This is a genomic window from Streptomyces sp. NPDC002911, from assembly GCF_053591835.1.
On the sequence record NZ_JBSFUO010000012.1, the window covers coordinates 26,286 to 45,201 of the forward strand.

23 protein-coding genes and 1 pseudogene are annotated in these 18,916 nt (G+C 67.8%); 13 read left to right on the forward strand and 11 right to left on the reverse strand.

Annotated elements, in window-relative coordinates:
- Positions 1–211: 211 nt before the first annotated feature.
- A complete protein-coding gene (locus ACWD04_RS19785) occupies positions 212–688 on the reverse strand; it encodes a helix-turn-helix transcriptional regulator (protein ID WP_451133583.1) in 477 nt (158 codons plus the stop codon).
- A gap of 564 nt (positions 689–1,252) precedes the next feature.
- Here ACWD04_RS19785 and ACWD04_RS19790 point away from each other — a divergent pair.
- The 8 genes from ACWD04_RS19790 (at position 1,253) to ACWD04_RS19825 (ending at position 8,417) form a co-directional block, all read left to right on the forward strand.
- Positions 1,253–2,437, forward strand: a complete 1,185-nt coding sequence (locus tag ACWD04_RS19790) for an ATP-binding protein (protein ID WP_451133585.1) — start codon at positions 1,253–1,255, stop codon at positions 2,435–2,437.
- Positions 2,434–3,279 carry a roadblock/LC7 domain-containing protein gene (locus tag ACWD04_RS19795; RefSeq protein WP_451133587.1) on the forward strand — a complete coding sequence of 282 codons (846 nt, stop codon included), beginning with the start codon at positions 2,434–2,436 and terminating at the stop codon, positions 3,277–3,279. The genes ACWD04_RS19790 and ACWD04_RS19795 overlap by 4 nt, the downstream gene beginning before the upstream one ends.
- Entirely contained in the window at positions 3,272–3,655 is a 384-nt protein-coding gene (locus tag ACWD04_RS19800; protein ID WP_451133589.1) for a DUF742 domain-containing protein, read from the forward strand. Before ACWD04_RS19795 ends, ACWD04_RS19800 begins: the two co-directional genes overlap by 8 nt.
- A gap of 3 nt (positions 3,656–3,658) precedes the next feature.
- Complete coding sequence (locus tag ACWD04_RS19805) at positions 3,659–4,219, forward strand: GTP-binding protein (RefSeq protein ID WP_451133591.1); 561 nt, start codon at positions 3,659–3,661, stop codon at positions 4,217–4,219.
- Between the two features lie 12 nt (positions 4,220–4,231).
- On the forward strand, positions 4,232–5,614 hold the full coding sequence (locus ACWD04_RS19810) for a cytochrome P450 (protein ID WP_451133593.1): 1,383 nt from the start codon (positions 4,232–4,234) through the stop codon (positions 5,612–5,614).
- A gap of 92 nt (positions 5,615–5,706) precedes the next feature.
- Positions 5,707–6,954, forward strand: coding sequence for a cytochrome P450 (locus ACWD04_RS19815; protein ID WP_451133595.1), 1,248 nt, complete (start codon positions 5,707–5,709; stop codon positions 6,952–6,954).
- Complete coding sequence (locus ACWD04_RS19820) at positions 6,951–7,724, forward strand: enoyl-CoA hydratase/isomerase family protein (RefSeq protein WP_451133597.1); 774 nt, start codon at positions 6,951–6,953, stop codon at positions 7,722–7,724. Before ACWD04_RS19815 ends, ACWD04_RS19820 begins: the two co-directional genes overlap by 4 nt.
- A 465-nt stretch (positions 7,725–8,189) precedes the next feature.
- Positions 8,190–8,417, forward strand: coding sequence for a hypothetical protein (locus ACWD04_RS19825; RefSeq protein WP_451133599.1), 228 nt, complete (start codon positions 8,190–8,192; stop codon positions 8,415–8,417).
- Between the two features lie 48 nt (positions 8,418–8,465).
- On the opposite strand, the gene ACWD04_RS19830 is transcribed toward ACWD04_RS19825, so the two are convergent.
- From ACWD04_RS19830 to hemC, 5 genes are all read right to left on the reverse strand, one after another.
- Complete coding sequence (locus ACWD04_RS19830; protein WP_451133601.1) at positions 8,466–8,723, reverse strand: hypothetical protein; 258 nt, start codon at positions 8,721–8,723, stop codon at positions 8,466–8,468.
- The gene (locus ACWD04_RS19835; RefSeq protein WP_451133603.1) at positions 8,723–8,959 is read right to left on the reverse strand and encodes a hypothetical protein; all 237 of its coding nucleotides are present in this window, start codon (positions 8,957–8,959) and stop codon (positions 8,723–8,725) included. Before ACWD04_RS19835 ends, ACWD04_RS19830 begins: the two co-directional genes overlap by 1 nt.
- Positions 8,960–9,179: 220 nt before the next feature.
- Positions 9,180–9,728: a tellurite resistance TerB family protein gene (locus tag ACWD04_RS19840; RefSeq protein ID WP_451133605.1), complete on the reverse strand. Its 549-nt coding sequence runs from the start codon at positions 9,726–9,728 to the stop codon at positions 9,180–9,182.
- Between the two features lie 295 nt (positions 9,729–10,023).
- Entirely contained in the window at positions 10,024–10,410 is a 387-nt protein-coding gene (locus ACWD04_RS19845; RefSeq protein ID WP_451133607.1) for a VOC family protein, read from the reverse strand.
- A gap of 147 nt (positions 10,411–10,557) precedes the next feature.
- Complete coding sequence (hemC, locus tag ACWD04_RS19850; RefSeq protein ID WP_451133609.1) at positions 10,558–11,493, reverse strand: hydroxymethylbilane synthase; 936 nt, start codon at positions 11,491–11,493, stop codon at positions 10,558–10,560.
- Between the two features lie 398 nt (positions 11,494–11,891).
- On the opposite strand from hemC, the gene ACWD04_RS19855 reads away from it, so the two are divergent.
- A complete protein-coding gene (locus ACWD04_RS19855; protein WP_451133611.1) occupies positions 11,892–12,707 on the forward strand; it encodes an SAM-dependent methyltransferase in 816 nt (271 codons plus the stop codon).
- A 38-nt stretch (positions 12,708–12,745) separates the two neighbouring features.
- Here the strand turns inward: ACWD04_RS19855 and ACWD04_RS19860 are convergent, their stop codons facing one another.
- Together ACWD04_RS19860 and ACWD04_RS19865 are read right to left on the reverse strand one after the other, a co-directional pair.
- Positions 12,746–13,654: a helix-turn-helix domain-containing protein gene (locus ACWD04_RS19860; RefSeq protein ID WP_451133613.1), complete on the reverse strand. Its 909-nt coding sequence runs from the start codon at positions 13,652–13,654 to the stop codon at positions 12,746–12,748.
- A 108-nt stretch (positions 13,655–13,762) separates the two neighbouring features.
- A complete protein-coding gene (locus ACWD04_RS19865) occupies positions 13,763–13,999 on the reverse strand; it encodes a DUF397 domain-containing protein (protein ID WP_451133615.1) in 237 nt (78 codons plus the stop codon).
- A gap of 197 nt (positions 14,000–14,196) precedes the next feature.
- On the opposite strand from ACWD04_RS19865, the pseudogene ACWD04_RS19870 reads away from it, so the two are divergent.
- Positions 14,197–14,682: pseudogene (locus tag ACWD04_RS19870) on the forward strand (ATP-binding protein); the annotation flags it as partial.
- A 38-nt stretch (positions 14,683–14,720) separates the two neighbouring features.
- Here the strand turns inward: ACWD04_RS19870 and ACWD04_RS19875 are convergent.
- The 3 genes from ACWD04_RS19875 to ACWD04_RS19885 form a co-directional block, all read right to left on the reverse strand.
- Positions 14,721–15,353, reverse strand: coding sequence for an SGNH/GDSL hydrolase family protein (locus tag ACWD04_RS19875; protein WP_451133617.1), 633 nt, complete (start codon positions 15,351–15,353; stop codon positions 14,721–14,723).
- A 112-nt stretch (positions 15,354–15,465) separates the two neighbouring features.
- A complete protein-coding gene (locus tag ACWD04_RS19880) occupies positions 15,466–15,627 on the reverse strand; it encodes a hypothetical protein (RefSeq protein WP_451133619.1) in 162 nt (53 codons plus the stop codon).
- A gap of 274 nt (positions 15,628–15,901) precedes the next feature.
- The gene (locus ACWD04_RS19885; RefSeq protein ID WP_451133621.1) at positions 15,902–16,312 is read right to left on the reverse strand and encodes an organic hydroperoxide resistance protein; all 411 of its coding nucleotides are present in this window, start codon (positions 16,310–16,312) and stop codon (positions 15,902–15,904) included.
- A gap of 111 nt (positions 16,313–16,423) precedes the next feature.
- On the opposite strand from ACWD04_RS19885, the gene ACWD04_RS19890 reads away from it, so the two are divergent.
- From ACWD04_RS19890 to ACWD04_RS19900, 3 genes are all read left to right on the forward strand, one after another.
- A complete protein-coding gene (locus ACWD04_RS19890) occupies positions 16,424–16,915 on the forward strand; it encodes a MarR family winged helix-turn-helix transcriptional regulator (RefSeq protein WP_451133623.1) in 492 nt (163 codons plus the stop codon).
- 99 nt (positions 16,916–17,014) lie between these two features.
- Positions 17,015–17,848, forward strand: a complete 834-nt coding sequence (locus ACWD04_RS19895; protein WP_451133625.1) for a PP2C family protein-serine/threonine phosphatase — start codon at positions 17,015–17,017, stop codon at positions 17,846–17,848.
- A gap of 63 nt (positions 17,849–17,911) precedes the next feature.
- A complete protein-coding gene (locus tag ACWD04_RS19900; protein WP_451133898.1) occupies positions 17,912–18,907 on the forward strand; it encodes an MASE1 domain-containing protein in 996 nt (331 codons plus the stop codon).
- Positions 18,908–18,916: the final 9 nt, after the last annotated feature.

The window sequence follows — 18,916 nt, forward strand, 5'->3', positions numbered from 1 at the left end:
GCCGCGTCCGGGACCTTGTGCCGGACGACGGCCGCACAGATGGGGATGCGCTCGTTGTGACACGACGCAGGGGACCTGCCTGACCGACACCGGCTGAGCCCTTTCCCTGTGGGCGGACAACACGGCGTCAGCGCGCCCAGGCCTGATGGGAGGCCGACGGGAGAAGGCATCGCACCGCTCTGCGGCTGATGGCCGACCGTGCGCAATGGCTTCAGTCGGCAGCTACCACGTCAGCCCCGCCCACTTCGGGAGGATGGCCTGCGCTGGTTTCACCCTCGCCCCCTTCACGGTCGGGCGACGCGATACCGACAGCGACGGCTTGCTGCCGGACGGGAAGGCGAGGGCCCCCGTCGCGGGTGACTGCACCGGAGGCGGGTAGACGTTCGGCGAGACCCGCCAGAAGCCTGGCGTAGGCCGCGCGCTTCGGCCGCCGCGGCTCCGCCTTCCCGCTTTCCCAGTTACCCACCGCTTCTCGTCGCACTTCGAGCGCGGTGGCGACCTGAGCCTGGCTCAACCCGGCCGCTTCGCGCAGCCGCTTACGTTCGGCAGGCGCTGGCAGTCCGTCCCGCGCGACCTGTTGGAGTAGTGCGTCGACAGCCCCGAACAGCTCGTTCCCAGCGGACAAGGGACCACCTCCCAGGACGACGATACCCCCAACCACTCGGCCATCCGCGCCCGAACCGCACACGAAACGCTCTTCCCCGGCTCACCCTCGGGGCCGGCGCGACAAGACATGTCGAACAAACCCGACCTGACGTGAAGTCATAGCGCCCGTTCCGTTCGTCCTGGATTCAGCCTGCTTCCGTCTTCCATGACCAGGCGTCCGCCTCACCGGGATCTCGGACGGGTCCGCTCCCATGCGAAGTCGGCTACCGAGGGCTCCGGTTGCGGATGCCCTCACCACATGTGAGAGATTGTCATTCCTCTTCCTGAATCCTCTGAACGGGAACGGTTCAGGAGCCAGGAGCAGAAGACGACAGAATCGGGCCGCGGCATGGCAAACGCGCTCATCAACAGGGCTTTATGCGGCGCGCGTTCGCCGCGTTCGCGACCAGATCCCCACCTCTGGCAGGGGCGCGACCCGGTGATAGCATCCCCGCATCTGTGATCTTGATCCACTTGGATTCAGATGCTGATCTGCGATCGGCGGCCTGCCCTCCACGCAACAGCGGCCCGGCAACGCCGAGTGGCTGTGTCGCGGGTCCTCGCGAGGTATGTCCGTCGCCGTCCGCCTGCGCCGGGAAAGGTTTTCATGAATCAAGACGCACTCGTGTGGTGCATGGTTGCGGTGGCGGCGACAGCCGTTGCCGCGGTCGTGGCACTCGCTGCCCGTAACAGAGCCCTAGGGGCGAAGAAACAGCAGTCCGAGGCAGAGCTGAGGCGCCAGCTGCACGCATCCGACAGCCAACTCCACCTCTCGCGCGCAGAACTGCAGCGCTTCAGGAGCGAGCAGGACGGAACGCTCCGGGAGGCCAAGGAAGCGGCGGAGGAGAACACCAAGGCGGTCCTCAAGGGCGCGGCCAGCTTCCTGCAGAGTCTCGCGGCGGAGCAGACGACGCTCCTGGACGGCGTCCAGCGGAAGTACGGCGGCCACGCCGTGCTCAGCGACCTGCTGGAGGTGAACCACGCCAACGCGCAGATGGCGCGCAAGGCGCAGGGCATCGCGGTCATGTGCGGTGCACCGCTCGGCCGCCGCAACAGGGCCGCCAGCGTCTACGACGTGGTGCGCAGCGCCCAGGGGCAGATCCGTAACTTCCACCGGGTTTCCGTCATGCAGCAGACCGCTCTCGCGCTGAAGGCGTCCGCGGTGGCGCCCGTCGCCCTCGCCGTGGCCGAACTGCTTGACAACGCTGCCAGCTTCTCCCAGCATGACGCACCGATCGAGGTAACGTTTCAGCGGGCCCAGAGCAACCTGTGCATCGTCATCGACGACGCCGGCGTCGGTATGAATGACGAGGACCGCCAGCGGGCGACCGACCTGCTCTCCGGCGATGTCCTCCCCCGCCTGTCGCAGCTCGGGAACCAGCCCAAGTTCGGCTTCCCGGTGATAGGCCTGATCGCACGTCAGTACGGCTTCAAGGTGGATGTCACCGGAGTCTCCCGGTACGGCGGCGTCCGGGCCGTCGTCCTGCTGCCCGAGGAGCTGTGGACCATGGAGGAGACACCGCCTGCCCAGGAAGCGCCCGTCAGCAGCATTCTGCGTGCGGAAGGCCGGTCGCCGAGCGGGACATCGCGTACGACTCACGGCCTGCCCAAGCGCGGAGCGCGCCAGGCGCCCATCGCGAGCGTGCCGGACCCGGTGACGACGCGATCGGCGCCACCGACACCTGAGAGGACCGGCCGTTCCTCCGGACGCAGCCTGGGGGCTTTCCAGCGCGGCACCCTGTCAGGCCGCAATCTCGATACCACGTCGCCCGAAGGGTCCGAAGACGCATGACCGCAGACCTGTCGTGGATGCTCGAGGACATCGTGCAGAACGTGCCCCGGGCACGGCACGCCGTCCTGTTGTCCGCGGACGGCCTTCCCCGTGGGGCCACGGAGGGCATGGCCGAGAAGGAAGTGCGTACCATCTCCGCCGCCATGGCCGGGATGCAGTCGCTCAGCCGGGCCACGGCCCACTTCGCCGGACCGGAGGAGGACCGGCAGTGGAGTCAGACGATCATCGAGTTCTCCCACGGGTGGAGCTTTCTGATCGGAGCAGGGCAGGGTGCCTACCTGGCCGCGGCCGCCGCACCCGATGTGGACATGCAGCAGATCTCCTTCCGTATGCACCGCCTTGTCGCCCGGCTGGGAAACAACCTCACCTCGCCCCCCAGAGTCAATACCGCGGATGACGCCGGGACGCGGAACACCGGGACCGCCCGGCGTGGAGGGACGGGCGATTCGGGTTTCGTGCTCGCCGATCTCGACCAGGTGATCGCCGATGTACAGGGGGCCCGTCACGCCGTGTTGCTGGGCTCCGACGGGCTGCCCCGGGGGGCGACCAGCGGGCTGAACCGAGATGTGGCGGACACGATATCCGCGGCCATGACGGGCATCCACGCCTACAGCAGGGTCACCTCGCAGTTCGCGGGCGTCCAGGAGGACGCCGCGTGGCGGCAGACGGTCATCGAGTTCCAGCACGGCTGGATTTTCCTGATATCGGCAGGTACAGGGGCATTCCTGGCCGCCGCCGCCGAGCACGACTGCGACATCGAGGAGTTCACCACCCGCCTGCACGAAGTGATCCCGAAGCTGACCCCGTCGGCTGCGGGCGGAGAGGGGGTGGCCCATGCCTGACGAGTCCGGTCACGAGCTGGAGCTGACGTCGACGTTAGTCCCTCTCTTCGTCATCACCAACGGACGCGCTCTGCCCCCGGACCACGAGTACGAGCACACCACACTCGTCATGGCGGCGCAGGACGCATCGGCCTCGGCGCGCACGCTCTCTCCTGAAGCCGGCCAGGTCGTGGCCCTGGTCACCGAGGGTTTCCTGTCCGTCGCCGAGGTGGCCGGCCACACGCACCTGCCGCTGGGCATCGTGCGCATTCTGCTGGCGCAGTTGGAGGAGGACAGCCTCATTCTCGTGCGGAGGCCGATACCTCGCGCCGAGCGTGTCGACAGAGAACTGGTCAGCGCCGTGCTCGAAGGCCTGAAGAATCGATTCGGAGCGTAACGCGTGTACCTGGATCCAGACGTCTCCCACGCGGTGAAGATCCTTATAGTCGGGCACTTCGGGGTCGGAAAGACCACCTGCATCGCAAGTCTCTCCGAGATCGAGCCGCTGCGGACCGAAGAGGAGATCACCGAGGCCAGCGAGGGATTCGACGACCTGTCGGGCACACCTCACAAGAAGACCACCACTGTGGCCATGGACTTCGGCCGCCTCACCCTCAGCGACTCGCTGGTCCTCTACCTCTTCGGAACGCCTGGCCAGGAGCGTTTCAAGGAGATGTGGGAGGAGCTGTCGCGGGGTGCGCTCGGCGCGCTGGTCCTCGTGGACCCTGAGCGCCTGCACGAGTCCTTCCCCGTCCTGGACTTGGTCGAGAGCTTCGGTCTGACGTACGCCATCGGGGTCAATCACTTCGAAGGGACCACGGATTACCCGCTCGACGAAGTCCGCGAGGCTTTGAACCTGACCGCCGACACGCCCGTCGCCAGGTGCGACGTCCGTGACGAAAGAACCTCGGCGCAGGCACTCATCACCCTCGTCGAACATCTCATGTCCCAACTCGGCTAGGAGCGACGCACCATGCAGCAGCCGCTTGACCCGCAGGAGATACCTCCCGGGTGCCCCGTGCACGAGAACGTCCGGCTGTACGGCCCCTCCTTCGGAGCCGACCCCGACGGCCACTACGCGCATCTGCGTTCGTTCGGCATGAGCGCACCGGTCGACATCGCCCCGGACGTGGAGGTCGAGCTGGTCACCAGCTACGACGCTGCCCTCTATGTCCTGCAGAACCCCGCTTCCTTCGTCCGGGACTCCCGCCGCTGGAACGCGCTGAATGAAGGCCGGGTCCCGGCAGACAGCCCGGCCCTGCCGATGATGAGCCACCGCCCCAACGCGCTGTTCAGTGACGGTGCGGCGCACGCCCGGCTGCGCCAGGCGGTCACCGACAGCCTCGCCACGATCAACGAGCTCCAGCTCGTGAGGCAGACGCAACAGTCCGCCGATTACCTGATCAGCCGCTTCAGCTCCCAGCCCCGCGGCCAGGCGGAGCTGATGGCGGAGTACGCCCAGCCGTTGCCGCTGCTGGTCTTCAGTGATCTGTTCGGCTGCCCGCCGGAGATCGGTGACCGTGTGATCGCCGGGATCAGTGGCATCTTCGAGGGCACCCCGGGTGCCGACGAAGTTCTGGGTGGAGCGCTCACGGAGCTGATCGCCCTCAAGCGGCGTCGTCCCGCCGCCGACCTGACGACGCGTTTGATGGAGCATCCGGCCCAGCTGAGCGACGAGGAGGTGCTGCACCAGCTCGTGACCCTGCTCTCCGGCGGTACCGCACCCCTGACGGCCACGATCGGGAGCAGCAGTGCGTTGTACCTGGGAGAGGAATGGCAGACCGGACTGCCGGTCGAGGACGCGGTTTCCCAGAGCCTGTGGAATTACGCGCCGATCGCCAACTACGCGGCTCACTACCCGGTCCATGACGTCGAACTGGGCGGCAGGACGCTTCGGACCAACGACCCCGTGCTGATCTCTTTCGCCGCGGCCAACACCGACCCCAAACTGACCGAGCACCGCCAGCAGCTCAGTGCCAAGGCGCACCTCGCCTTCGGTGCGGGCCCGCACGCGTGCCCCGCCAAGGACCCGGCGTTCATGATCGCGGTCACCGCGGTCGAGACCCTGCTCAACCGGCTGCCCGACATCGAGATGCGGGTTCCGTTCAAGACACTCGCCTGGACGCCGAGTCCGTGGAGCCGTTCGCTGGTGACCCTCCCGGTCCGGTTCACGCCTCGAGCCCAGCCTTCGGCCGCTGCAGGACCCGCCCACACGGAGCCGGGTGGCACACCTCAGCAGGCCGCGCCCGGCGGACAGCCCTCCGGTTCGCAGGCTTCCCAGCCGCAGGGTGCTGCGGCGCCACAGCACAAGGGGGGTCTGTTCAGCCGATTCCTGGCATGGACGAGAGGGGAGTGATTTTTGTTACCCCCTGATGCCCCTGTGTTATTGGATGCTTCAAAGATCTTGTGGGTATGCATGGCGGCTGGTTCTAGAAAGGAGCCGCCATCATGGGAGTCACCGCAACTCCGTCGTCCGACCGCAGGGCCTCCGCATCCCTCTTCTCGCGTCTGCGGACGGCACAGGGGCAGGCTGATCCCTTCCCGATATACGAGGAGCTGCTGTCCAGGGGTGGGGTGAGCCCTGCTCCGTGGGGTGGTTCGTTCGTCACGGGCTTCGACATGTGCGATCAGGTACTACGCAGCCGCGACTGGCTGGAACCCGACAAACGCTGGCGCGAGCGGCAGGGATCAGGCACACGCTGGAACGCCTCGTCCTCGCGGGAAATGAGCAACACGCTGGCCGCACTCAATCCCCCCGACCACACACGGGCCCGCCGGGCGGCCGGCACGTTCGACCGGGCCACGGTGGGGCGGATCGGCCGGTCGGTGAGCCGGACGACCGATCAGCTCCTGAGCAGCCTGGTGGAACGGTTGCGGGACGGGGAAGCGGACTTCTCGGCCCTCGTGGGCGAAGAACTGCCGGTCGCCACCATCGGTGACTGGCTCGGGCTGCCTACTGCCGACTGGCCTCGTCTGCGAGAGCTGACCCACGACCAGGTCTTCACTCAGGAACTGCTCCCGTCGGCAAGCCAACTTGCCGCATCGGATGCGGCCACGGCCGAACTGCGCGTCTACTTCATGGGCCTGGTGAAGGATCGGCGCGCCCGCCCCGGCGAGGATCCGGTTTCCCGCTGGATACGGTCCTGGGACGCCGTGGAACCCGACCGCGACAAGGCCGACGAGGCCGTCTACTTCCTCGTGCTGTTCATCCTCCTGGCCGCCCTGGAAACCACCGCGACCCTCCTGACGACCATGACGCTCCTGCTCGTCGAGAGCCCGGCACGGTGGGACCTTGTCGCGGACAACCTCGATCTGGTCCCCGCGTTCGTGGAGGAGGCACTGCGCTACGACCCGCCTACCCATGTCATCAGCAGAGTCGCCGCCGCAGACTGCGTACTGGGCGACATAGAGATACGCAAGGACGAGATGGTGCATCTCATGGTGGGGGCTGCCCATCGGGACCCGGCGAAGCACAGGGAACCCGATGTATTCGACCCCTTTCGCCCACAGGCACACCTCGCCTTCAGCGGCGGCATCCACTACTGTCTCGGCGCACCGCTGGCCCGGCTGGAGGCCCAGACCCTTCTCGGTCACCTCATCCGTCGCCTCCCCCGTCTCACCCTCGTGCGCCGCCCGACGATGGCCCCCCGGGTCGCGTTCCGGCGCCCGCTGAACCTGGATGTCGCTTTCGCATGAACGAAACCGTCAGTTCGCTCACCAGCTCCTCCCGCAAGGCGATACGTGTCGAGGAGGACGGACCCGTGCTCCATGTCCGCCTCAACCCCTGGGACCAGGAAGACACTCTGGGCGCCGCCGTCGTCGATGATCTCCTCCTTCTGCTGGATGATCTGCACGAACGCCCCGACATCCGCGTCCTGACTCTGTCGTCCATGGGTTCGGACTTCTGTCTGGGCGCCGACCGCAACGAGTACCAGGCGGCGCTGGCCGCGGATCCGACCGGATCCGCGTTGCGGCGCATCGCGGACAAGGCTCAGCGCCTGTGCCAGGCAGTGGAGAACACCCACGCGGTCACCATCGCCAGGCTCCACGGCCGGGTGATCGGTGCAGGGCTCGCGCTGGCCTCGTTCTGCGACCTGCGCGTGGGGGCGGACACCTGCCGCTTCCGCATGCCGGAGATAGGGGTCGGGCTCCCACCTGCCTGGGGAGGAGCCATGGGCCGCCTCGTCTCCGAGGCCGGTGCCGCCAGGATCCGTGAACTCATGCTGACCTGTGACGTATTCGACACCACCACCGCCCACCGGCTCGGCCTCGTCCACCGGACCGCCCCCCTCGACCGACTGGACGAGGTCGTCAACGGCTGGACGAGGCCTCTCGTCCGGCGCTCGCCCGAAGCCCTCGTCCTGACCAAGCGCATGCTGGCCGGCTACGCGCGGGCCGATCGAACGACGGATGCCTCCCTGCTCGACTCCCACCTCCTGACCGCCCACATCAACCAGCAGCGATAGCCGACCCCCCGCCCGGTGCCCGGTGAGATTCTCGACTACGCGACGGGCCGTCCTCGGTGCTCGGCGACCGGATGCGAGAGACCCGCCGTGGAAGGGGTCGCTCGGCTGCTTCAGTCCGGATCACGCCGACCCACGAGGCCGACGCGGTCCGGGCGAAGGGCCCCTGGTGGCTCGGCCTACGGCGCACGTCCGCACCGGCATGATGGTGTACAGCTGACATCCGCCCCGCACCGCGGCAGGTCGAGCGTCCGCTTCTACGATTTCTGCTGTCCCGGCTGTGGCACTGACAGGATCGCACTGGCATCCGACAGCGACACCGTTTCGCGGTGAGTTGGGTCGTATGAGCACCGGCCGTGCTCCTGATGCTGCACCACTGCCGGGTGCGCCACAGATACAGCACACCGGAGAAGCTCCGAGCAGCGATCGCCGAGGACGACGTGCGGGCTCTGCGGTCGCAGGCGATGAGTGGCGAAGATCAACGAGGACCTGGGCGAGGCCGAGCGGATGCTTCGCCCGGCGGTGGACCGGAGAGACCCCGAGGTCATGTGGGAGAGGGGCCGGCTCGTCGAGCCACGCGACGGCCTCGCCGCATCCGGGCGGTGGTTCCGGATGGCTGCGGAGAACGGTCACTTCTTCGCGAAGCGCCTCCTCCGGCCCGGGCACGCACGCACCATGGACGGGAACCCGCTGTAGGGGCAGGAGTAGGACCACCCGTTCCGCCACGCCGCCCGACGAGGTCGTTCACGCCTCGATGTAGGCGACAACCACTACGGTACGCAGTGCGGTGACGAAGTACAGGACTCGTACGTCCTCGACCTCATCGGCGTACTGCCGCAGCGCGGGCTGTGTTGTGGGGCCGGGGATGGGATCACCGATGTCAGGGTCGACACTGATGGCGACAAGCGTTCGGTCGAGAGCGTGGACGGCGTTCTCGGAGAGCTCTTCGAATTGCTTGACCGCAAAATCGCTGAAGGCGATTCGGGCGCGCCTCTGCCCCATCAGGCGACGGCCGGGCGCTGGGCGGCGAGCTGGGCGAGGTGCGCGTCGCGGAGGTCCTCCCACGGGGTGCACTCTTCGACGGAAGGCATGCCGTTCGCAGCGATGTCCTCGAGGACCCCGGCCAAACGGTCGGCGTCCGCGCGGGTCTTGGCCGCGTACGCGCGGACCGCGTCGGCGACCGCGGGCTCCAGCGGCATCCGGTCTGCCGCGGGGGCGGGGGCCGGCTGTTCGCTCATCGAAGGCTCCAAGGGACGGGCTTGGGGTGTCCGCCCAACGGTATCTCCAGGCCTGCACGCGGGTGACCCACTCGGCCAGACTCCCTCGGCCGAGCGGCGTATCCCATGACGAGGAACGGTCGAGGAAGCGAGCCTTGGGTTCAGGCAGTTCCCGCCCGCCGCACGCCACCGGCGGCGTGCGCTGCCTCCCGGACGCAACGACCGGCGGGACCCGTGCGGATCAGAGCTGGAACTCCGCAGGGGACAGTCCCAGTGCGGTGCACGCCTCCCGGAGGATCATGTGCTCGGGCTGGGAGAAGCTGCCGTCGGCGCCGGCGATGACAATGCCGGTCTGGATGACGGCTCGTGCCTCCGTCGGCTTCTTGGCCGTCTTGGCGATCTCCTGCATCGCATCTGCCTTGCCCTGCTGGAAGTTGAAGGTCAGCTGATCCACGTGCTTGTTGAAGCGCTGACGCAACTGTTCTGGCGGGAAGTTCTGCAGCACCTCGTTGCCGAGGATCATCGATTCCACATGCTGACGCTCGGCGGGGTCCACGTGTCCGTCAGCAGCCGCGACCAGTGCGCACATGGCCATGCTCGCGTCTCGGTAGGCTCCGCTCTTCAGCTCCGTCTTGAGGGAAGCCAGCTGCGTTTTCAGCGTGCTCACCAGTTGGGCACGCGACCCGCTGCCGGATCCCTGTCCGCCGCTTCGCCCGCCGGCCGCGCCGCGCGCGCCCTGGGACTGCTGCAGAGTCCTGGCCTGATCCTTGAGCCGGTCCCACACTGCCATGGAGGTCACCTCGGTCTTCGTCTGAATAGTCGGTCACGAGCACGCGGGCTCATTGGGCCAACGGCCTACCCGGGGTAAAGGTTCCGCAAAGTGGCCGGAGTTTCATATCGGGAGTGACTGCCCGGACGTTGCGGCATCCAGTCCCCGCAAGGCCCCGCGCGACGAGAGCACGTCACTCCGCGCTTTCGCTCGTGGGCTCCGAGAGCCTGGGACAACTCAATGACAATCGTGGTGCTCTCAGCCTGCAGCGCACCCACCCACCGGATCCGCCTTCGGCCAGGCTGCTCGACGAGGCCTACGGGCGGTAGCGGAGCGGGTGGTCGGCGGGCACCTCGGTCAGCACGATGCGGTGGCCGTCAGGGTCCGCGATCCACATCTCGATCAGCCCCCAAGGTTCTCTATGCGGCGGCCGGAGGATACGCGCCCCCCGCCCCGCCAGCTCCTCGTGCGCAGCCACGCAGTCAGCGACCTGCATCCAGAGCCGCAGCGTTCCGGTGGGCGGCGTATCCGTACGCCCTGACACTTCGAGGAAGCCCCCGCCAAGGAAGTACACGGTTCCGCGGTCGGGGCCGGTACCGAACTCCCTGTAGACGGACAGCCCCAGTGTCTGTCCGTAGAAGTACCGGGAGGCCTCCGGGTCCCCAGGGCTCAGCAATACGCGGCTGCTCAGGACATGCACCATGGTCACGACCTTACGGCGGGCAGCAGCGATGGATCGGCACACCGCTCCGCACCGTTGGAGTGCTCCCGCCCTGTGCGGGCCGGCGGACATGGGGTCGGTCGCCCGGCCCCGGAACCACGCTGCGACCGGCGCATTTCGGCCCCGAGGTCAATGGGCGATGGTGTCGATCAGCTCGCGTGCTCCCTGGCGCAGCAGGGTTACGGCGACGGAGGAGCCGAGGGTGGCGGGGTCGAGCGGGCCGGCCCATTCGTGTGCGTTGAGGACGGTCTTGCCGTCGGGGGTGAACACGCAGGCCCGAAGCGAGAGGTCTCCGTTGCGGTGGGCCGTGGCGTAGCCGGCGATCGGGGAGTTGCAGTGCCCCTGGAGGACGTGGAGGAACATGCGCTCCGCCGTGATCTCCCGGTAGGTCCCCGGGTGGTTGAGCGCGCTCACGGCGTCGATGGTCGCCGCGTCGTCCTCGCGGCACTGCAGGGCAAGGACGCCCGCGCCGATCGGAGGGCACATCGTCTCCGGGGAGAGGATGTCGCTGATCACCTCAGGGCGGCCGATGCGGTGGAGACCCGCCACAGCCAGAAGGAGGGCGTCGGCCTCCCCCGCGTCAAGTTTCGCCAGTCGCCGGTTTGCGTTGCCGCGGAACGGAACACAGTTCACGTGAGGATGTGAAGCCGCGAGCTGCGCGGTCCGGCGAACGGATGAGGTGCCGACACGTGCGCCGTCGGGAAGCTGGTCGAGCGTCAGCCCGCCCGGGTGGACGAGGGCGTCGCGGATGTCGTCCCGCTCGAGGAAGGCTGCGAACGTCGTGCCTGCCGGGAGCGGGCGGTCGGCGGGGATGTCTTTGACGCAGTGGACGGCCAGGTCCGCCTCCCCGGCGAGCAGGGCGGCGTCGACCTCCTTGGTGAAGGCCCCCTTGCCTTCGACCTTCGAAAGATCGCCCATCCACCTGTCTCCCGTGGTCTTGACGGGGACGACCTCGGTGACGGTGGCGGGATGGCGGGCCGCCAGTTCGGTCCTTACACGCTCCACCTGGGCCAGGGCCATGGGTGAGTCGCGCGAGACGATGCGGATCAGCTCAGGGACGGACATGGCTCCACGATAGGCCTCCGGACTCGAGCGGCGTTCGTCCGACGCGGTTCGGGGCGCCGGCTTCCGGACCGCCGTCGCAAAGGATGGCGGTGACGACTCCGTCGATTTCCGGCCGCGTTGAATTTATGACCCGCGCGCTCCGTGCTCAGGTCTTGCAACCCGGCTGTTGCAAGACAATAAGCCGTTCATCAGCGAGAGTTGCTGTTTCACCACCTGGAAATAGCCGCACCAGCAGGCGCAGACCCGGTTGCGCTTGTCTTCTGCCCTCGCCCCGTGTGGCTGATTCGATGCCATGCGGCCTTGCCTCACTCCCAGGAGGGCTGTCAGCCACCCTGGGAGATCCCTAGCATGACCACGCACGGACACCGATTAACTCTTTTTGAGCCGCGAGGGACCGGATGAGCAACGGGGACACTTCCATTCCGACGAACATCGACGTGAACGTGCCGAGTGTCGCGCGGATGTACGACTACTACCTGGGCGGCAAGGACAACTACCCGGCCGACCGGGTGGCATGTGAACAGCTCCTGGAACATGTGCCGAGCACCAAGGTCCTGGCCGTGAACAACCGAAGGTTCCTGCGGCGCGTCGTGCACCACCTGGCGTCCGATTACGGCATCCGGCAGTTCATCGACCACGGATCCGGCCTGCCGACCCAGGACAACGTCCATCAGGTCGCCCAGCTCGTGGATCCCGGGGCCCGGGTGATCTACATAGACAACGACCCCATCGTCCTGGCGCACGGCAAGGCCATACTCGAGGAGAACGACAGGACCGCGGTCATCCAGGCGGACATGCGGGACACCGAGGGAATCTTCGGCCACCCGGAGACCAACCGGCTCATCGACCTCGACGAACCGGTGGCCGCCCTGTTCGTGTCCGTCCTGCACTGCATTCCGGACGAGGACGACCCCGCGGGTCTGGTGCGCCGGGTGGCCGCCGAACTGGCTCCGGGAAGTTTCCTGGTGGTGTGCCAGCTCGTGAGTGAGGAGGCGGCCACCCGGGACTTCGTCACGGACTTCATGGCGAAGAGCACCGGCAATCAGTGGGGCCGGGTGCGCCGGCCGGCTGAGGTACACGGGTTCATGGAGGACCTCGACGTGCTGGAGCCGGGCCTGGTGGAGGTTTCGACGTGGCGGCCGGATTCCGATCTGGCGCCGAAGCAGGAGACCCACGAATGGATCGAGTACGGCGGCGTCGGCCGCAAGTGGTGACAGCTCGTGAGGCGGCAGGACGACGGTAACGGGGGCACTCAGCTGTAGCGCTCGAGTGCCTGCCTCAGCACGCCTCTGCTCTCGGCCGGGCTCGGCGATTGGGCACTGAGCGAGTCGAGGATCCACCGGTACTCGTCCGTGCTCTCCTGCTTGTTGACGGACGTGGCGTTGGTCAGGTGCTCGATGTACGCGACATCGGGGAGTCCTTCCATCGCGAACCGCAGATACGTGATGCCGTTGCCTGGAGACGTGTGGGCGGTCACCTCGAAGGGGGCCACCTGCACGATCACGTGGGGCAGCTCCGTCATCTCCAGCAGATGGGCGAGCTGCTCACGCATCACCCGGGCGCCACCCGTCGGGCGCAACAGCACGGCCTCGTCCAGCAGCACCCAGAGCTTCGGTGCGTCTGGCCGCATCAGTAACTGCTGGCGTCTGAGCCTCAGTTCGACGCGGCGTCGAGTGACCTCCTCCGATTCGATAGCATGTCCGGAACGCACCACCGCGTAGGCGTAGTCGGCGGTCTGCAGCAGTCCCGGAACGTAATGCCCCTCGTACGTACGAATGGACGCGGCGGCCTCCTCCAGTCCCACCAGGGGCTCGAACCAGTCCGGCAGTACATCGGCGTAGTTGCGCCACCATCCGCGCTGCCCCGCCCTGCGCACCAGCTCGATGAACTCGGCCGTCCTGACGGGGTCGGCCACTCCGTAGAGAGCGAGGAGATCGGCGGCGTCGCGTTCCTTGCACGGTGAGTGCCCCGTCTCCATCCGGCTGATCTTCGCCGTCGAGCACCGGATCCGGTCGGCGGCGTCATCAGGGCTGAGGCCCGCCTCGCCACGCATCCGCCGCAGCTGCGCGCCCAGAACCAGACGCAGGGCTGTGGGACTTGCCCCTGCGGCAAGGGCGAACGTCGGCCTCCGTGACGGCTGAAGCGGTTCAATGCCGGGCATGCGGACTCCTGAGGACGGGCGTCTTGACGCCAGTGTGCCATCAGGAGCCCCCGGAGGGCCCGGCCGATACGAAGAATGCCGTGCTTTTCAGCCCTTCCTGCCTCGCGTTCAGCCGGTCATGATGTCGAAGTCGCCGTCCCTGACGCCCGCGAGGAACGCGCGCACCTCATCTGCCGTATACACGAGGGCAGGACCCTCGGGATACCTGGAGTTGCGTACGGCCACCGCACCGCCGGGCAGCCGCGCCAACTCGACGCAGTTCCCACTGGGATTGCTGTGATGACTTTTCTTCCACTCCACGCCGGTCAGGGAGTTGGCGGGAACGCCATTGTCGATGTTCTGCATGCGGTCCGTCCTTTCGTCGCGCCGTCACATACTGGTGTGCCACCAGGGCCCGCGCCGGGTGAACTGGTGTCCCCACCTCACACCCCTGGGTGCAATTCCGGATGCAATTGCACCCAGTACGCGGACGGCGAGGATACTAGTGCTCATCCGACCCACGGCACCACGAACCGGCTTTCAGCGGAGGGCGATCAGCGCTCATGCAGGCGGAGAACACACCACGTCACGGAGCAGTTGTCCCCGTGCCCGGCCCGGCCGGGAGTGGCGCGGACCCTTACGAGGAGCTGGCGCGGGATCTCGGCATCGGGGCCCCGGGATTCACCACGCGCGGCCTAAGCACGGAACCGGAGAGTCTGCGGCAAGCGCGGGTGTTCGTCCGCGACGCGCTGGAGGGTTGGGGCCTGCGCTCCTGTGCGGACGATGTCACCCTCGTCGCGGGCGAGTTGATGGGCAACGCGGTCTGCCACGGTCTGCAGCCCACCTCGCACCCCGCCGAGCGGGCGCCGGCCCGGCTCGGCCTCGCTTGTCAGGACGGGACGCTGGTCTGCGCGGTGAACGATCCCAGCCCCGAGGTGCCCGTACTGCGCCAGGCGGACGAGTCGCTCGAGCGTGGCCGAGGCCTGCGCATCATCGACGCACTGAGCAGTTCCTGGGGCTGGTCGCGGTCCACCGGGGCCGGCAAGACCGTCTGGGCCAGGATTCCTCTCCTCCGGGCCCCCGCGCGCTACAGCCCGGCCAGTGCCGTCCAGGCTTCCGCCAGGAGCGTGTGCCCGAGCGGGGTCGGGTGGACTCCGTCGCCCGCGATGTACGCGGCGCCGCCCGCGTCGCTCGCCGCCTGGTTGAGTAGCCCGTCCGCCGCCAGCAGTGCGGCGCCGAACTCCTCGGCCAGCCGGCGGACCGTCTGAATTCTGGGGTCGAGGTCCTCTCGCCAGGTCCATTGGTCTTCTCGCACCGGCACGAGGAAGGGCTCGATGAGGATCAACCGGGCGTCCAGCTCGTCCCGGACCTGCGTGAGGATGGCGCGGTAGTCGTTCTCGTACGCACGCACCGAGGTGACGGCGCCCGAGTCGTAGCGGCGCCAGGTGTCGTTCACGCCGATCAGGACCGACACCACGTCCGGTTCGAGGTCCAGGGCGTCCTCACGCCAGCGAGCGCGCAGATCGGAGACGCCGTCTCCGCTGACGCCCCTGTTGACGAACGTGATGTCGCTGTCCGGCCGTGCGGACCGCACACGTTCGGCGGCGATACAGGCGTAGCCGTTGCCCAGCGGACTGTGCTGTTCCTCCAGCCGTCCCACATCGGTGATGCTGTCGCCCTGGAAGAGGACGGTTGCTGAGCGGTGCAGGGTGACGGTCACACGGTGCTCCGAACGGTGAGAAACCAGGAATGCCGGACGTGACCCTGCCCACAGACGTCCAGCGCGATCCGGACCAGGCCTGATCGGGCCCGGCATGATCCGGACCAGCCCTTCAGCGGGCGGAGGCCGGCGCGCGTACGGCACTGAAGTCGAGCGCGCTCTCCACCTCCAGCAGGGTCTGCTCGGCCACCCGCCGCACCTCGGCCGGAACATCACCCTGCTCCTCCACCAGACCGGCGTAGATCGGCGCGTCGGATGCCTCTGCGAAACTCACGTGAAACTGCCTATCGATCGGTTATGCCCGCCAATCAGCGGAAACGGGAGCCGAGTGTACGCGTTCCCCTCCGGCAGCCGGATAGCGGACCCTGAGAACGGGATGCGGCCACCGGAAAACCGGGTCGTCGGCGGCCGCGGCGTCCGCGAGGCTGGTTACACCGGAGGGGCGTGGCTCAGAGGCCGGAGCGCCGGTCTCCAAAACCGGATTCCCCAGGTTCGACTCCTGCCTCCCCCTGCGGGATCGGCCCCCGCGTCGCCGGGGGCCCGGTCCGCTATTCGATGACGAGCTCGACGTCGATGTTTCCGCGCGTGGCCTTGGAGTAGGGGCAGTACGCGTGCGTCGCCTCGACCAGGCGCCGGCCGGTCTCCCCCTCGAGTGCCTCGGGCAGCTCGACGCGCATGACGACCGCGAGGCCGAAGCCCGAATCGTCCTTGCCGATCGAGACCTCGGCCGTCACGGAGACGTCCTTGGCGTCTACCTTCATCTCACGGGCGACCGAGCTCATCGCGCTGGCGAAGCAGGCGGCGTATCCGGCGGCGAAGAGCTGCTCCGGATTGGTGCCCTCTCCGTTCCCCCCGAGGGCCGGCGGCAGGGCGAGCGCGAGGTCGATCCGTCCGTCCGAGCTCACCGCCCGGCCTTCACGGCCGTTGGCGGTGGCGGCAGCGGTGTACAGCGCGTCCATGGGATGACCTTCTCTCGTACGACGGTGACCGTGGACCGGCCACATGCACGAGAGTGGCACACAATACAATTGTGCACAACTAAATGAAGGGCTGCAGGCTACCCTGGATCCATGACGCCACGACCGACCCCTGTCCCCGACCCGACCGACCTGCCGGACACCGAACTGCTCAAGCTGGACCACCAGGTCTGCTTCTCGCTGCAGGCAGCCTCCCGCGCGTTCGGTGGTGTCTACCGGGAAGCACTCAGGGACCTCGGCCTTACCTACCCGCAGTATCTGGCGATGATGGTTCTCTGGGAGCAGGGCCCGCTGCCGGTCAAGACGATCGGCGAGCGGCTGCACCTGGACTCCGGCACGCTGTCGCCGCTGCTGAAGCGGCTGGAGAATGCCGGTCTCGTCAGACGCGAGCGCAGTCCGGAGGACGAGCGCTCGGTCCTGGTCCACCTCACCGACGCCGGAGCGGGGTTGCGCGAGCGGGCTCTGCCCGTCCCCCGCTCGGTCCTCCGGGCCACGGGACTGTCGGTCCAGGAGGTCCTGGCCCTGCAGGCGACCCTGGGACGGCTCACCGCCTCCCTCGGCCGACAGACTGACCGGACAGACTGACCGGACAAAGGATCACCGAGTCCGCGGCCACCGTGCAGCACTCGCAGGAGTTGCGGCACCGAAATATGATGCAGTAACTATCGCAACGCGGAGCGGCCCATGAACCGGCGTCGAAGTTCCCGGTCGGCGAGCGCCGAGGACCTGCTCAGCACTTTGCAGCATCTGACGGCCCGTGCACGGCAGGAGGTTGAGCTGCATCAGGCCCGCGTCGAACTGGCGCAGGCCCTGCAGCGCAAGATGCTGCCGGCCACACTGCCCGCCCTTCCGGGACTGCAGACCGCTGCTCGCTATGCACCCGCTCGCGACGGGCTGGACATCGGCGGCGACTGGTACGACGGCTTCGTGCTGCCGGACGGATCGCTCGGCATGGCCGTAGGCGACGTCCAGGGACATGACGTCGAAGCAGCTGCCTTCATGGGTCAGGTCCGGATCGCCATGCGCGCCATCGCCAATTCGGCCGCCGACCCGGGCGAGGTGATGGCGCGAACGAACGATCTGATCCTGTCGATGGACTCCACTCTCTTCGCCACGTGCTCGTTCCTCCGGCTGGATCCGCGAACCCGGGAACTGCGCAGCGCCCGCGCGGGTCATGTCGCCTCCGTGTGGGCCACGGCCGATGGACGCTCGGGCATCACCGCCGACGCCGGCGGCATCCCGCTCGGCATCGAGGCGCGGCAGCACTACCCGGTCACCCGGCGCGACCTTGATGTGGCGGGCGCTCTCGTCCTGCTCACCGACGGAGTCATCGAGGGACCCTCCTTGTCGATCGACGACGGTCTGGACCGGATCAGGCGCCTGGTGAGCGCCCACGCCGTCACCGATGCCGAGGAGTTGGCCGACCGGGTGCTTCAGGCCGCGGTCTTCACGGGCCACGAGGACGACGCGGCCGTGCTCGTTCTGCGCCACGGCGATGCCTCCTCGGGACGCGGGTGAGCACGAACCGCTGCCGCGCGTGTCACGTCGGCCCGCAGTCATGAGCGGTGTCTTATGAGATTCGTGATCCGCAGCGAGGAAACCAGACGCCGAGCCGTGATCGTTCTGCAGATGCTGGGCGTCGCCGCTGCGTATTACGCGTCCGGACGGCTCGGCCTGCTCAGACAGGAAGCGGTGGGGAACTCGGTCGTCACACCGCTGTGGCCGCCCACCGGTATCGCCGTGGCATCGCTGCTCTACCTGGGGGTCCGCATCTGGCCCGCGATCGCACTCGGCGCTCTGGTCATGATCATCTCGATGAGGGACGGGCTCACCTTCTGGGGCCTCGCCGTCGCGGCGGGCAGCGCGCTGGCGCCGCTGTGCTCATTCCTCGCACTGCGCGCGGTCGGGTTCCGTAAAGAGCTGGACCGCCTGCGCGACGGCGTCGTCCTGGTATTTCTGGGAGCCATGGGAGGGATGCTGATCAGCGCCACGGTGGGCGCCGGCGTGCAGATGCTGAGCGGCGCGCTCCCCGCCGCTCAGTTCTGGCAGGTCTGGGCGGCCTGGTGGGCGGGAGACACCATGGGCGTGCTGATGGTCACACCGGTGGTGCTCGTCCTGCACAGGGCACGCATGCCCAGGCTGGACGACCGGTGGATGGAGGCTGTGGCGCTCGCGGCCGTCGCGGTGGAAGCGACAATTGTCGCGACCAGGAGTTCGCTGTCCATGATCTATCTCGTTTTCCCGGTGCTCATCTGGGCCGCCCTCAGGTTCCAGCTGGCCGGCAGCGCTCCGTGCGCCTTTTTCATGTCGGTCATGGCGATCATCGCCGGAACCGACCGGGTCGGGCCGTTCGTCGACCACACGGTGCTGGAGGTCATGCTCAACCTGAGCATTCTCAACGGCTGCGTGGCACTCACCGCACTTCTGTTGGCGGCGATCGTGACCGAGCACAACAACATCCGTTATGAGACCGAGGTGGCGTGCGAGGAGCTGGCCGCTCTCGTGGAGGAGCTCACCCCGAGCCCCGGGCCCGGAGGCTCGTCCCACAAGCGTCCGAGCGGGCCGAAGCCGCCTTGAGGGGCCGTG

What these genes read in the sequence shown, in the direction of transcription:
- ACWD04_RS19790 (WP_451133585.1), top strand. Translation starts at nt 1,253, where the DNA reads ATGAATCAAGACGCACTCGTGTGGTGCATGGTTGCGGTGGCGGCGACA.
- ACWD04_RS19800 (WP_451133589.1), top strand. Translation starts at nt 3,272, where the DNA reads ATGCCTGACGAGTCCGGTCACGAGCTGGAGCTGACGTCGACGTTAGTC.
- ACWD04_RS19830 (WP_451133601.1), bottom strand. Translation starts at nt 8,723, where the DNA reads ATGGGGCAGAGGCGCGCCCGAATCGCCTTCAGCGATTTTGCGGTCAAG.
- ACWD04_RS19835 (WP_451133603.1), bottom strand. Translation starts at nt 8,959, where the DNA reads ATGAGCGAACAGCCGGCCCCCGCCCCCGCGGCAGACCGGATGCCGCTG.
- ACWD04_RS19810 (WP_451133593.1), top strand. Translation starts at nt 4,232, where the DNA reads ATGCAGCAGCCGCTTGACCCGCAGGAGATACCTCCCGGGTGCCCCGTG.
- ACWD04_RS19820 (WP_451133597.1), top strand. Translation starts at nt 6,951, where the DNA reads ATGAACGAAACCGTCAGTTCGCTCACCAGCTCCTCCCGCAAGGCGATA.
- ACWD04_RS19845 (WP_451133607.1), bottom strand. Translation starts at nt 10,410, where the DNA reads ATGGTGCATGTCCTGAGCAGCCGCGTATTGCTGAGCCCTGGGGACCCG.
- ACWD04_RS19860 (WP_451133613.1), bottom strand. Translation starts at nt 13,654, where the DNA reads ATGCCCGGCATTGAACCGCTTCAGCCGTCACGGAGGCCGACGTTCGCC.
- ACWD04_RS19895 (WP_451133625.1), top strand. Translation starts at nt 17,015, where the DNA reads ATGAACCGGCGTCGAAGTTCCCGGTCGGCGAGCGCCGAGGACCTGCTC.
- ACWD04_RS19855 (WP_451133611.1), top strand. Translation starts at nt 11,892, where the DNA reads ATGAGCAACGGGGACACTTCCATTCCGACGAACATCGACGTGAACGTG.
- ACWD04_RS19885 (WP_451133621.1), bottom strand. Translation starts at nt 16,312, where the DNA reads ATGGACGCGCTGTACACCGCTGCCGCCACCGCCAACGGCCGTGAAGGC.
- ACWD04_RS19795 (WP_451133587.1), top strand. Translation starts at nt 2,434, where the DNA reads ATGACCGCAGACCTGTCGTGGATGCTCGAGGACATCGTGCAGAACGTG.
- ACWD04_RS19890 (WP_451133623.1), top strand. Translation starts at nt 16,424, where the DNA reads ATGACGCCACGACCGACCCCTGTCCCCGACCCGACCGACCTGCCGGAC.
- ACWD04_RS19840 (WP_451133605.1), bottom strand. Translation starts at nt 9,728, where the DNA reads ATGGCAGTGTGGGACCGGCTCAAGGATCAGGCCAGGACTCTGCAGCAG.
- hemC (WP_451133609.1), bottom strand. Translation starts at nt 11,493, where the DNA reads ATGTCCGTCCCTGAGCTGATCCGCATCGTCTCGCGCGACTCACCCATG.
- ACWD04_RS19865 (WP_451133615.1), bottom strand. Translation starts at nt 13,999, where the DNA reads ATGCAGAACATCGACAATGGCGTTCCCGCCAACTCCCTGACCGGCGTG.
- ACWD04_RS19815 (WP_451133595.1), top strand. Translation starts at nt 5,707, where the DNA reads ATGGGAGTCACCGCAACTCCGTCGTCCGACCGCAGGGCCTCCGCATCC.